Here is a 13,536-nt window from a genome sequence, read left to right on the forward strand (position 1 = left end):
TGAACAGTCGAGGTCCTACTGCCTCTTAAGAGTGGGATAAATATACAAAAAGGACTTAAACAATATTACTCATTTAAGTCCTTTCATAGAAATTTACTCTTCCCAAACTTTTACTTCGCTCATAATATCGCCTTGACGGATGCGGTCAACTACGTCCAACCCTTCAATTACACGACCAAAAACTGTATGAACTCCATCTAAGTGAGGCTGTTGTTCAAAAAGGATAAAGAATTGACTACCGCCCGTATTACGACCAGCATGAGCCATAGAAAGATACCCTCTTAAGTGCTTATGCGGATTACCTTCTGTTTCACAATTAATTGTGTAGCCAGGTCCTCCAGTTCCGTTTCCAATCGGGCACCCTCCTTGAGCTACAAATCCTGGAATTACTCGGTGGAAAGTTAAGCCATTGTAAAACCCTTCATTGGCTAATTTTTCAAAATTCTTTACTGTAACAGGAGCATCTTCTTGGAAGAACTCAAGTACAATTTTCTCACCATTTTCAAAAGAAATACTACCTTTTTTCACGTATGTATCCTCCTCAAATTAAAAACTATGTCGTACTCAAATCATTTTACTATATTACCTAAATAAATGACAAATTATTTGAAAATAAATTCTTAGTTATACCTTTTTGTCCTAAATAAAAATTAACTTATTATTGCTCGTGATGTAAAAAGATGTATATAAAAAACGCAAAGAACTATTTTAGTTCTTCGCGTTTTTCTTCGTTACTTTCGTTAAGTTTTTTTACCTTAGATTATATTATTTCCTTTTATAGTGAGATCATATTGAATTAGATCTTCGTATGTTTCCCGTTTAACGACTAACGTCGCTTTTCCGTTTTCAACAAATACTATCGCTGGTCTTGGGATTCGATTGTAATTATTAGACATTGAATAACCATATGCACCTGTACAAAATACTGCTAAAGTATCTCCCGGCTTTCCAAAAGGTAATGAAATGTCCCATATTAACATATCACCACTTTCACAGCATTTCCCTGCAATTGAATAAGTTTCTTGGCTTACTTCATTTGCTCGATTAGCAAGTATTGCCTCATATTTTGCTTGATAAAGGGCAGGACGAAGGTTATCGGTCATCCCACCATCCACTGACAGATAATGACGCACCTCTGGAATTTCTTTTTTGGCTCCTATAGTATAGAGCGTTGTTCCTGCATCGCCTACAAGAGAACGACCTGGTTCAATCCAAATTTCAGGAATTTCTATCCCTAATTTTTCTGATTGTTCAATTACAGCATTGATTGTCGCATCAACATATTGCGATACCGGGAGCGGCGTATCCTCTTTTGTATAACGTATTCCGAAGCCACCTCCTAGGTTTACAACTTGTGGTGTATAATTTAGCTGTTCCTTCCATTCAGCTAAATATGAAAATACTTTCTCAACAGCCATAACAAAGCCTGTTGTTTCAAATATTTGCGAACCGATATGACAATGAACACCTAATAATTGAAGAAACTCATGATCTTCCACTTGCTGTACCGCTTCTAGTGCTTGCCCACTTAATAGGTCAAAACCAAACTTAGAATCCTCTTGCCCAGTAGAAATATAGTCGTGGGTATGCGCTTCAACTCCTGGTGTTATCCTTAAAAGAACCGATACTTTTTTATTATGTTTTTGAGTAATTTCCTTCAATAATTGAATCTCATAGAAATTATCTACTACAAAGCAACCAATCTCAGCTTTCACAGCCATATCTATTTCTGAATAACTTTTGTTATTTCCATGAAAGTGTATTCTTTCCACAGGGAAACCTGCTACTAAAGCGGTATGAAGTTCTCCGCCTGAAACAACATCTAAACTTAAATCTAACTCCTTTGCGAGTTGAACCATTGCAACACAGCTAAATGCTTTACTAGCGTAAGCTACTTGAGCCTTTATATTGCGTTTTTTAAAAGCTTGAACAAACTCGTTTGCCCTTTCTGTTATTAATGCTATGTCATAAACGTATAATGGTGTGCCGAATTGTTTTTTTAAATCTAGGACATCAACACCACCTATTTCTAAATGACCTTGGTCATTAATTCTACTTGTTCCATGTCTGTACATTCACGGTACCCCTCTCCATAAAATGTGAATGTTGATTTATTTACCTCGATTCAACATTCAATAATAAATTCATTATTCATTTGTATTACGTAAATAAAAAGACGGCTAATGTAAGTTACATAAGCCGCCAGAAATAAGCTATTCGTAACCTCAAGTAGTAAGTAGTCCTCCACCGCTAGAAGCAGTGACAGTCCGTTATTTATTCAATAACGACCCAGCAAAGAATTATAAGGGCACAATTCTTTGCTTCGGCAAATTGACCTTTCCGACTGCTTCAAAGCTCCCTTAGCTCCACAGCGTACTCATTCTTTCTGCGCCTCTACCTCATTGAAACAAATGAGGAATCGATTATTAAATTTTCAGAAGACGTCCAGCTCTAACACCTATCGTTCGTAACCAAGGTGCTTACGCTTTTCTTTGGCTAGCTACAGCACCTACGAACTCAGTCACTTCTGTCAAGCTACTGACTTCAATAACTACATGAATATCGTCTCTGAATAGCTTCATGCAGCTTTGCTTCGAGGAAGCTTACTACGAAGCAATACTAGAAGACGCAGAAGCACGTAAGAAGCCCCAAAACAGCTTCTGTCAAAGGCCTTCCAGTGCCTATCGTTCGTAACCAAGGTGCTTACGCTTTTCTTTGGCTAGCTACAGCACCTACGAACTCAGTCACTTCTGTCCTTTTCCGGAAGCCCCAAAACAGCTTCTGTCAAAGGCCTTCCAGTGCCTATCGTTCGTAACCAAGGTGCTTACGCTTTTCTGATAAAAAACAATTACGTAAAATTTATCATAGATTTATTATATTCGCAATAGGTTAATTAACTGGTTGCTTATTTGGGTTTTGCGGATTAACGATTGTTGGTCGCTTCTTTTTTATTGGTACTGACAGTCGTAAAACAATATCAAGAAATGCTTTTGGATAAAACGGGAGAAACGGCCATAAATAAGGCGTGTCTAAAGGTTTCATATTTGCAATGAATAATAACAATAATGTACAGCCGATAATTAAGCCTGGAGCTTTAAAAATAAAGACTATAAGTAATAGTACCAATCTAGCAATTTTCAACGCAATTCCTAATTCATAACTCGGTGTTGCGAACGTTCCAATAGCACCTAAAGCAACATAAAGAATTACCTCTGGAATAAATAACCCAACCTGTATTGCTATTTCACCGATTAACAATGCTGCAACTAAACCTAAAGCCGTTGCTAATGGAGATGGAGTATGGATAGCCGCCATCCGCAACAGTTCAATCCCAACTTCCGCTATAAAAATTTGAGCAAAAACGGGAACATTAGTCGTTTCATCAGGTCCTATAAAATCTAATACCTCTGGTAAGAGATCGGGTTGCATAACCAGCAATAACCATAATGGCAAAATTAACAATGCAAATAACATTCCCGAAAAACGAACCCACCGTAAAAATGTACCAACTAGCGGAGCTTGCCTAAATTCCTCAGCATGCTGAACATGATGGAAAAAAGTTGTTGGCAAAATGATCACACTAGGTGAGGTATCCACATAGATAACCACATGACCTTCCAGTAAATGTGTTGCAGTAACATCTGGCCGTTCCGAGTAGCGAACAAGTGGAAACGGGTTGAGACCTTGTTTAACAATAAATTCTTCAACAACCTTATCTGCCATCGTTATTCCATCAATGTTAATGTTCTCTAACTCTTTTTTGACCTTTTCCACTATATTTGAATCTGCTATTCCATCAATGTACCCGATGCAAACATCCGTTTTTGACCGTACACCTACTTGGAGAATTTCATGTCTTAGCCGTTCATCTCTAATTCGCCTTCTAGTTAGTGCAGTATTTAATATAATATTTTCAGTGTAACCATCTCTTGCGCCACGAACAACTCTTTCAGTATCTGGCTCCTCTGGCCCTCTCCCTGGGTAACTGCGGACATCAATAACAAGCGCTTCTGTCTCACCTTCAATTAAGATAAATATAAGCCCAGATAACATCTGATCAGTGGCTTCATCTAAATTATTTACCCGTTCAACTTGTACATGAGTTAACCTATTTTCTATTTGTTCTCTTACACGCAAATTTTGTTTCTCTGTTGCGTCTAAAAACATAAGTTCTTTTAACAATTCTATAATATATTGTATATCACATAGCCCATTTACAAAATAAATTTGTAACTCTTTGTTTAAAATAGAAAGTTTCCTTACTCCTACATCAAAAGTTGTCCCAATACCTAACTTTTCTTTAAGGTAATTTTCATTTTCAATGATTTTTCTAGATACAAGCTGTTTTTGTTTTGACGAGTTATTTTTTTCTATAATTTCATTAGTCACTACACTCGCTCCTTTCTAAAATAAGTTCTACTGCTTTTTTTGTTATTGGAGCCCCCTTTTTCACCTCATCATTACCAGACATTTTTCCTATATCCCCAACCCCCACAATAAATGGGACTCCTATTTCATCTAAATTGTATACAGTATCTCCATTTATCCTTCCTAATTCAATGTCAGGGAGACCGTATTTATCTACACCATATTCAGTTAGTCGACCATTTTTATCAATGCTCACATCAACTTTTGTCCATTCACTTGCATGGGTTTTAGCAGCAACGGCGATGGCTCCAATAACTTCAATATCCTCATGTTCTGCTACGTAACGCATCGCTTCTTCTCCTGGTCCTTCGTCGGTAAAACCACAATCATCAAACATAACAAGTACAGGGTCGTATGGAGCTTTTTTTATTAGTTTAACTAAATTTTTACCAGATAACGTACTTGGATTTCCCCACGATTGACTTATACACCTTCCACCAATTTCTTTTGCTACGAGTTCAACTGCTTTTCTCGCCGCTTCATCTCCATCAGTAATTAGGATAACCCTTTTTTTCTTTTCCATGGTTTCATCCTTTCGGTTTAAAAAATATCGCCACAATAAAACCAAATAATATTGCTGAAGAAATTCCTGCTGATGTTACTTCAAAAATACCCATACCTATCCCCAAAAAACCTGATTTTTGCGCTTCTAACATAGCTCCATGGACAAGTGAATGACCGAAACTTGTGATAGGAACGATTGCTCCTGCACCTGCAAAATCAATTAGCCGATCATATAAATGAAACCCATCCAATAGAGCTCCGAGTACGACTAAAGAACTCATGACATGAGCGGGGGAAAGTTTAAAAAAATCTAACATTAACTGACCTATCACACAAATGAAACCACCAACAGTAAAAGCTGCTATGTATTCCACCTCGTCCACTCCTTTAGTCTATAGTTTATGCTAACCAAAAATCTGGCATTAAACCCTAACTTTCTACATATTCAAAAGATACACCATGTGCAATACATGGAATTGATTCCTTTTGCTGTATCATTAAAGTATTAAATAGTGCACCTGTTGCAACTACCAATACTTTTTTTAATGTACCCCTTTTCATTTGATTAAAAATATGACTATACGTTACAACTGCTGAACAAGCACAACCACTTCCACCTGAGAATACACTTTGATCTCCACTAAAAATTTGAATACCACAATCTTGATGGATCTTAGAAATATCGAGGTTATTTTCTAAGAGTAAGCTTTTCAAAATAGGAGAACCAACTCTAGACAAATCTCCAGTTACGATTAAATCGTAGTATTCAGGGTCCCGATTCAAATCATCTAGATGAGTTTTAATCGTGTTAGCTGCAGCTGGGGCCATAGCAGCTCCCATATTAAAGGGACTTGTAACTCCTAAATCAATGACTTTACCGACTGTTGCCGTCTCTATCCTTATATTGGATTTTTTCTTACTGACATATGCAGCTCCCGAACCAGTCACTGTCCACATCGCAGTTGATGGTTTTTGTCCACCGAACTCAGTAGGAAAGCGAAATTGTCGTTCAGCAGTAGAAAAATGACTACTAACAGCTGTCATAACATGATTAGCAAATGCACCATCAATTAAAACTGCCGCTAAGATAACGGCCTCCATAGATGTAGAGCAAGCATTAAACAATCCAAAATAAGGAATTTCCTTTTCTCTAGCAACATAACTAGCGGTAATGTTTTGGTTTAATAAATCACCACCAAGAAAAAAATCCATTTCCTCACTTTTTTTGTTCGCTTTTTCTAAGCAAATATCTATTGCTTCTGACATTAACTTTCTCTCGGCCAATTCCCACGTATCTTCACCACAATATAGTTCATCATAAAACTTATCGAAAGTAGTTTTTAGTGGTCCTTCAGCCTCTTTAGGACCAACCACAGTTCCAGTACTTTGCACAAAAATATCATTTTTAAATTGAAGTGTCTGATTACTCATATTCAAACCACCTTTAAGAAATTAACGTTTGTACAAGAAGACGAATCATACTAACGATATAAGCAGAGACCACTCCAAAGACAATGACTGCTCCAGCAATTTTAAACATATTACCAGCAATACCTAATACTATGCCTTCACTTTTATGCTCTAATGCGCTACTAGTTATTGCATTAGAAAAACCTGAAACTGTAGCAATCGAACCCGCTCCAGAAAATTGCCCTATTCGATCATAAACACCAAAACCAGTGAGAATGGCCGCAATAAAAATTAGAGTACCAATCATTGCACTCGCTACTGTTTTTTCAGTTAAATCAAAATGATAAATATAAAAATTGGCAATCCCTTGCCCGATTGTGCAAATAACTCCACCAACTAAAAATGCTTTAATACAATTCTTAAAGTAATGTGTTTTTGGGCAGTAAGGTTCAATCTTTTTTTTGTATTTTTTTTTATTTTTTTCAAGTTGAATTTGGTCCATTTTTATCCCTTCTTAACTTAATCAGTTTCATACCGACTAAGATACTTCTATTTGAATTGGTGTGTTCAACTAGAATAGTTTAATGACTCTCACTTAAGGCAATTATGACATTCACTTACCTGTCTAAAAAATACATCCAATGAAATAAGGAGCCAATTACTTTTCCAAAGACAATTGCTACTAGCAAATAAATAATCTTACCTTCAACTCCAACACGCTTTGCAAGAATCGGAAAAACATTCAACACTTCAGTTAATGCTGCTGCTAACATTCCAACAAAGGCACCCGCAAAACCACCGATAATGATTAGTAAAAAACTAGGGAATTGAAAATGCGGTTCCCTTAAGCTAAACCAAGAACCAGTAACCGCCCCTGTTACCACCCCCCACTCATAAAACTTTATATAATTTTTTGTTTTCGTTAATTGAGTAAGACGTGGTACTATTCCTAAGACCGTCAAGAAAGCAACAAGACCACTTCCGACCGCCAAACCTCCACTTAGACCGATAATGACAACAATGAAATAATTAAGTATCATTATTCTTTTTTTCACTCTCACTGTTTTCATGAATAGAAATATAGTGGTCAAGCGCTTGTTGATAATTAAACATTTCAACTTCTAAAGGACTTGGCTCTTCATTTATTCTTTTCTTAAATAAATGATTGAAGAACAAGATCATTCCAAAACCAAGTCCAATAGAATATGGAATTTGTAATATTAATGGTCTTGGGTTTTCTTGGCCTGTAATAATTTCATAAAGTTTTTGATGTACTTCCAACATATTTACATCTTCATGGAAATTCATAATTGCGAGTCCCGCCCCAGTAAAAAGCAAAAGCCAAACACCAATAAAAAAAATCGGTTTAAATGATTTTTTTTCTAAATATACTTCTACAATAGCCTCTGCATCGCCGAATGCCTGTACTTCAACTAAAGGAAATTTTATATTAATTGCTCTGATCACTTTCATAATATCGATTACGATAAGCTTTTTATCTTCTGGTTTTACTTGATGGATAGTAATTTCCCCTATAGATCCCCTAAGATCTTTACTACAAACAATTTGCGCAATATCACCTATTTTAATAATTTGAGACCTTGTAGCTTGATAACGATGCCTCAATCGTATGTAAACAATCTCATCTCTCAATTTATATCCCCCCCTAAAAATGAGTAAGAAATTGGATCGTTCACTTTTATTTGTATTAGTATGGATGGAATTGGACGTAATCATGCGAGAACATACGCAAAAAAAGACCAAACGGTTATTCTACCATCTGGTCTTTTATTTGCTGCAATATTTTCTTTTCTAGCCTAGATACTTGGACCTGTGAAATTCCAAGTCGATTAGCTACCTCTGATTGTGTTTGATCCTTATAATAACGGAGGTATACAATTAATCTCTCTCGTTCATTCAAATGACGAACCGCCTCTTTTAAAGCAATTTTATCGAACCATTTATTTTCTGACTGATCTGCAATTTGGTCAAGTAGCGTTATAGGATCGCCATCATTTTCGTATACAGTTTCGTGAATTGAGGAAAGACTACGACTAGCTTCTTGAGCAAACACAACTTCTTCAGGAGTGATTTCAAGCTTTTCAGCAATTTCAGCAACTGTAGGGACTCTTCCTAACGTCTTTGAAAGCTCATCTTTCATCTTTCTAATTTTATTAGCGGTTTCTTTTAATGATCGACTTACTTTAACCGTACCATCGTCCCTTAAAAACCTTTGGATTTCTCCAATAATCATCGGAACCGCATAAGTAGAAAATTTAACATCGTAAGATAAATCAAATTTATCCACTGATTTAATTAAGCCAATACAGCCAATTTGATATAAATCTTCTGGTTCATAACCCCTATTCAAAAAACGTTGTACAACAGACCAAACTAATCTTGTATTACGGTTAACAATAATATCACGAGCATCCTGGTCTCCATTCTGACTTTTCGCAATTAACTCCTTAACTTCTGAATCAGTCAAATATGCGTCCTTTTTAACGTTTTTAACCTCCACATCCATAAGCAGAACCCCTTAATTGCATAATGCTTTACTTTTGGACAATATCTTCGTTAAATGAACAGTTGTTCCCAATAGAGGATCTGAAACAACTTTAATCTCATCCATAAAGTTTTCCATAATCGTAAAGCCCATGCCAGATCTTTCTAACTCTGGTTTGGTTGTATACAATGGTTGTCTAGCTTCTTCGATGTTGTCTATACCAATACCGTCGTCTTTAATCACAATTTGTACAACATCATTTTCTAATGTGACTGATATAGTTACGACTCCCTCAGGGTTATTATCATAACCGTGAATGATAGAATTTGTAACCGCTTCTGATACTACTGTTTTTATTTCTGTTAATTCATCCATTGTAGGATCAAGCTGGGCAACAAAAGCACCTACAGTAACCCGAGCGAAAGATTCATTTTGACTTTGTGCAGAGAATTGAATTTCCATAAAATTCCTCATTTAGGCCACCCCCAATGTTTCTAGGGCAAATTGTTCATTATCGGCTAATCTAATAATCTTAAATAGACCTGACATTTCTAGAAGACGTCGAATCGGTGGCGTTATTGAACATACTACCATTTCTCCACCAATATTTGTTATCTGCTTATAACGACCTAAAATAACTCCTAGACCTGAACTATCCATAAACGATAAATTCTCTAAGTTTAAAATTAAATGCTTATATGTTCCCTTTTGTAATAATTCGTCAACTTCTTTGCGTAACATTTCACTCGTATGATGATCAAGTTCACCATCAAGCCTAACACATAGTATTGAATCTTTTTCCTCCATGTTAATGGTCAAACTCAATTTACTTCACTCCCTATCTATATAGACATTTACAAAAACAACAACATTTCTCAAACAGTTTAGAAAGTAATGTTGTGTTAGAGAGTGTTTCGATATAGATCATCTTCAATCCTTCTTCATGACAAAACTAGTGTTCATTCGGCAAGAATAGAAATAATTTAAGGGGATAACTTTAATATAATTAGACTTAGGCATTCATTTTATAGGTACCATTTAACATCCAAAAATATAAGTCATCCTCTATTGCTTACTTAAGAACGGCCACCAAATTTCGTTGTTGTACGTTTAAATAACTGCCACCAAGAAGCTACACCAACATCATTATTTGCAATTAGTGGTACTTCAACTAAAACAGTTCCCCCCTTTTCAAGACGAAGTAATCCGACCTGATCACCTTTTTTTATAGGGGCTTTTAAATCATTATCTAAATCAATTTTTTCCTCGACATCATCGATATTTTCACCTTTTTTGGTTAACACAGAAACACTCTCAGAAGTTACTACCTCTACAAAAGGCTCTTGCCCTTTACTTACTTTTGATTCTGTTATCTTATGACCACGATCATATAATTTATGAGTCATATATTGACTGAAAGCATAATCTAACATTTCTGTGATTTGCCGATTTCTTTCTTTTGGTGTCTGTGCTCCCATAATAACAGCTATTACACGCATATCATTTTTCTTAGCTGTAACAGTTAGGCAGTACTTTGCTTCACGGGTATAACCTGTTTTTAAACCATCTACTCCTGGATAAAATTTAACCAATTTATTCGTATTAACTAGCCAGAATTTTTTATCAGTATCTTGTCTTAAATAGTCTTCATAAAGACTTGTGTAAGTCAATACATTTTCATACTTTAAAAGTTCTTTAGAAATCACCGCTAAATCATAGGCAGTAGTATAATGATTTTCAGCAGGGAGTCCATTAGAATTCATAAAATTTGTATTTGTTAATCCTAGCTCTTTAGCTTTATCATTCATCATTGAAATAAAATTCTCTTCAGAACCTGCTAAATGCTCCGCCATAGCAACTGAAGCATCATTTCCAGAAGCAATGGCAATCCCTTTCAACATTTCTTCGACTGTCATTTCTTCGCCAACTTCTAGGAAGATTTGAGATCCCCCCATTGACGCAGCGCGCTCACTAGTTCGAACTTTTTCATCAAGCGTAATCTTACCTTGATCTAGTGCTTCCATGATTAAAAGCATAGTCATAATCTTCGTCATACTAGCAGGTGCAAGTTTTTCATTACTATTTTTTTCGAATAGGATTGTTCCGGTATCCCGCTCCATTAAAATAGCTGATGATGATTGTTTTGCTAAGTTAATGTTTCCTTCTTCAGCAAGTGCAGATACCTGAAATGTTGATAATAATATTGTTATAGCTAGAAAACGGATAAAAAATCCCCTCATAATCACTATCCCTCCATTCTTTTCTATAGCATTTTTTCCACTTACAACTTTTTTATACAGGTTTTGGTAAAATAAAGTTTATAGGAAAATAAAAAGAAGATGTCAAAAAGCATTTGCTTTGACATCTTTTTTACAGTATCAGAATTTATAAATTTCTAACTTGGAAACTGTCTAACGCAAGCAGCCTACGAGCTCGGTCACTTCAGTCAAGCAACGGACTTCAATTACTGCTTGAGATCGTTCGTAGATTAGCTTCATGCAGCTTTGCTCCTGCGGTTACTCGTCGCACAAAACACTGCTTCGAGGAAGCTTGCTACGAAGCTATACTAGAAGACGCAGAAGCACGTAAACGTAAGAAGCCAAAGAGCCGGCTTCTGTCAAAGGCCGCCCCAGTGAAGCTACTACTTGGATTACTTCGAAGCTGCTTTGCGACGAGCAAACGGAGTGGCACAGGAGCAGCTGCTCGTGACCAAGGCGCTTGCGCTTTTCTTGTAAGACTAAAACTACCTAATTTCTTTATAGATAAGGGTAGGGTTATTTATTTTTTCAGTTGAAGTTGTATACGACTCATAAACTCTATTTATGCAATCGCCTATGTTTTCTTTATTAGAATGAAGGGTTACTAATGCTTCTCCTTCTTCAACGTAATCTCCTATTTTTTTTCGAAGCTCAATTCCAACCGCTAAATCTATGTTTGAATCTTTAGTAGCACGACCGGCACCTAAAATCATTGCAGCTACACCTATTTTATCTGCTATTATATTTGAAATATAACCTGATTGCTTTGCCAAAACATCAATTTTATATTTGGCGGTTGGTAGCTTACTAACATCATCAACAACAGAGGAATCGCCTCCTTGAGCACTTAAAAATGTTTTAAACGTTTCCAATGCCTTCCCTGATTTAATTGCATTTTCTAATAATTGTTTCGCTTCATCAAGTGTGTTCGACTGACCAGCAAGCACAACCATATGACTACCAAGAGCGATACAAAGCTCCAATAAATCTTGAGGTCCGTTCCCTTTTAAGGTTTCGATAGCTTCTTTTACTTCCAAAGCATTACCTATGGCAAATCCAAGCGGTTGACTCATATCTGAAATAATTGCAATTGTATTCCTCCCTAAATTATTTCCTATATCCACCATAGCCTTTGCAAGTTCCTCCGCTTGACGTAATTCTTTCATAAAAGCACCTGCCCCCGTTTTTACATCTAAAACGATTGCATCTGCGCCAGAAGCAATTTTTTTACTCATGATAGAGCTCGCAATTAACGGAATTGAGTTAACAGTCGCAGTTACATCTCTAAGGGCATATAATTTTTTATCAGCAGGTGTCAGATTACCACTTTGACCGACTACAGCAACTTTATTATTATTTACTAACTCAATAAATTTATTACTACTCATTTCTACAGAAAAGCCTCTCACTGATTCAAGCTTATCAATCGTTCCACCAGTATGGCCTAGCCCCCTTCCACTCATTTTTGCAACTGGAACACCTACACTAGCCACTAAAGGTGCAAGTACTAGAGTCGTCGTATCTCCAACGCCACCAGTACTATGTTTATCTACCTTTATTCCCTTAATACCACTTAAGTTAATTTGATCACCAGACTCAACCATTGCAAGTGTAAGTGCTGCCCGTTCTTCATCAGTCATGTTTTTAAAATAAACGGCCATTGCAAAAGCACTCATCTGATAATCTGGGATTGAACCTTCCGTATATCCTTTTATAACAAAACCTATTTCCTCTTTCGTTAGTTCTAAACCATCCCTTTTTTTCTCAATCAAATCAACCATTCTCATTTATTCCACCCACGTTTTCTTAAATATTGAATTAAGAATTATATTTAGCAAGGCAAGAAAAGCGCAAGCGCCTTGGTCACGAGCAGCTGCTCCTGTGCCACTCCGTTTGCTCAAGAGCAATTGTTTTCGGTGCGACGAGTAACCGCAGGAGCAATTGTTTCCGTGCGACGAGTAACCGCAGGAGCAATTGTTTCCGTGCGACGAGTAACCGCAGGAGCAATTGTTTCCGTGCGACGAGTAACCGCAGGAGCAATTGTTTCCGTGCGACGAGTAACCGCAGGAGCAATTGTTTCCGTGCGACGAGTAACCGCAGGAGCAATTGTTTCCGTGCGACGAGTAACCGCAGGAGCAATTGTTTCCGTGCGACGAGTAACCGCAGGAGCAATTGTTTCCGTGCGACGAGTAACCCGCAGGAGCAAAGCTGCATGAAGCTATTCAGAGACGTTATTCATGTAGTTATTGAAGTCAGTAGCTTGACTGAAGTGACCGAGCTCGTAGGCGCTTCCGCTAGACAGTTTCCAAACAAGGAATTTTAAACTTTCTTACCTTGCAAGAAAAATGTAATTATTAAGGTTAGGGAACTGTCGACACTGCACCTTCCGTCTTAACGAAGGCGTTTACGCTTTAAATTAACAATTAACAC

At 36.8% G+C, this 13,536-nt stretch carries 15 protein-coding genes and 1 riboswitch; all 15 genes read right to left on the minus strand.

What is annotated here, in order from left to right; all coding sequences use genetic code 11:
- Positions 1–93: 93 nt before the first annotated feature.
- On the minus strand, positions 94–528 hold the full coding sequence (locus BKP37_RS17385; RefSeq protein WP_071310896.1) for a peptidylprolyl isomerase: 435 nt from the start codon (positions 526–528) through the stop codon (positions 94–96).
- Between the two features lie 227 nt (positions 529–755).
- The gene (gene lysA, locus BKP37_RS17390) at positions 756–2,075 is read right to left on the minus strand and encodes a diaminopimelate decarboxylase (protein WP_071310897.1); all 1,320 of its coding nucleotides are present in this window, start codon (positions 2,073–2,075) and stop codon (positions 756–758) included.
- A 154-nt stretch (positions 2,076–2,229) separates the two neighbouring features.
- A riboswitch (Lysine riboswitch) is annotated at positions 2,230–2,405 on the minus strand.
- A gap of 484 nt (positions 2,406–2,889) precedes the next feature.
- On the minus strand, positions 2,890–4,326 hold the full coding sequence (locus BKP37_RS17395) for a spore germination protein (RefSeq protein ID WP_425425005.1): 1,437 nt from the start codon (positions 4,324–4,326) through the stop codon (positions 2,890–2,892).
- A 55-nt stretch (positions 4,327–4,381) separates the two neighbouring features.
- A complete protein-coding gene (spoVAEA, locus tag BKP37_RS17400; RefSeq protein WP_071310898.1) occupies positions 4,382–4,951 on the minus strand; it encodes a stage V sporulation protein SpoVABEA in 570 nt (189 codons plus the stop codon).
- A gap of 4 nt (positions 4,952–4,955) precedes the next feature.
- The gene (gene spoVAE / locus BKP37_RS17405) at positions 4,956–5,306 is read right to left on the minus strand and encodes a stage V sporulation protein AE (RefSeq protein WP_071310899.1); all 351 of its coding nucleotides are present in this window, start codon (positions 5,304–5,306) and stop codon (positions 4,956–4,958) included.
- A gap of 55 nt (positions 5,307–5,361) precedes the next feature.
- Positions 5,362–6,363 carry a stage V sporulation protein AD gene (gene spoVAD, locus BKP37_RS17410; RefSeq protein ID WP_211271464.1) on the minus strand — a complete coding sequence of 334 codons (1,002 nt, stop codon included), beginning with the start codon at positions 6,361–6,363 and terminating at the stop codon, positions 5,362–5,364.
- Positions 6,364–6,376: 13 nt separating this feature from the next.
- The gene (gene spoVAC / locus BKP37_RS17415; RefSeq protein WP_071310901.1) at positions 6,377–6,844 is read right to left on the minus strand and encodes a stage V sporulation protein AC; all 468 of its coding nucleotides are present in this window, start codon (positions 6,842–6,844) and stop codon (positions 6,377–6,379) included.
- 115 nt (positions 6,845–6,959) lie between these two features.
- On the minus strand, positions 6,960–7,382 hold the full coding sequence (locus tag BKP37_RS17420) for a stage V sporulation protein AB (protein ID WP_071310902.1): 423 nt from the start codon (positions 7,380–7,382) through the stop codon (positions 6,960–6,962).
- Positions 7,372–7,995, minus strand: coding sequence for a stage V sporulation protein AA (locus BKP37_RS17425; protein WP_071310903.1), 624 nt, complete (start codon positions 7,993–7,995; stop codon positions 7,372–7,374). The genes BKP37_RS17420 and BKP37_RS17425 overlap by 11 nt, the downstream gene beginning before the upstream one ends.
- Before the next feature lie 115 nt (positions 7,996–8,110).
- The gene (sigF, locus tag BKP37_RS17430) at positions 8,111–8,869 is read right to left on the minus strand and encodes an RNA polymerase sporulation sigma factor SigF (RefSeq protein ID WP_071310904.1); all 759 of its coding nucleotides are present in this window, start codon (positions 8,867–8,869) and stop codon (positions 8,111–8,113) included.
- A 12-nt stretch (positions 8,870–8,881) separates the two neighbouring features.
- Positions 8,882–9,322 (minus strand): anti-sigma F factor, encoded by a 441-nt coding sequence (gene spoIIAB / locus BKP37_RS17435; protein WP_071310905.1) that lies wholly within the window; start codon positions 9,320–9,322, stop codon positions 8,882–8,884.
- The gene (spoIIAA, locus tag BKP37_RS17440) at positions 9,323–9,673 is read right to left on the minus strand and encodes an anti-sigma F factor antagonist (RefSeq protein WP_071310906.1); all 351 of its coding nucleotides are present in this window, start codon (positions 9,671–9,673) and stop codon (positions 9,323–9,325) included. It abuts the gene before it with no gap.
- Between the two features lie 251 nt (positions 9,674–9,924).
- On the minus strand, positions 9,925–11,088 hold the full coding sequence (locus tag BKP37_RS17445) for a D-alanyl-D-alanine carboxypeptidase family protein (protein ID WP_071310907.1): 1,164 nt from the start codon (positions 11,086–11,088) through the stop codon (positions 9,925–9,927).
- Between the two features lie 503 nt (positions 11,089–11,591).
- Positions 11,592–12,893, minus strand: a complete 1,302-nt coding sequence (locus BKP37_RS17450) for a pyrimidine-nucleoside phosphorylase (RefSeq protein WP_071310908.1) — start codon at positions 12,891–12,893, stop codon at positions 11,592–11,594.
- 110 nt (positions 12,894–13,003) lie between these two features.
- On the minus strand, positions 13,004–13,312 hold the full coding sequence (locus BKP37_RS17455) for a hypothetical protein (RefSeq protein WP_071310909.1): 309 nt from the start codon (positions 13,310–13,312) through the stop codon (positions 13,004–13,006).
- Positions 13,313–13,536 lie beyond the last annotated feature (224 nt).

Source organism: Anaerobacillus alkalilacustris (assembly GCF_001866005.1).
GTDB classification, from domain to species: domain Bacteria; phylum Bacillota; class Bacilli; order Bacillales; family Anaerobacillaceae; genus Anaerobacillus; species Anaerobacillus alkalilacustris.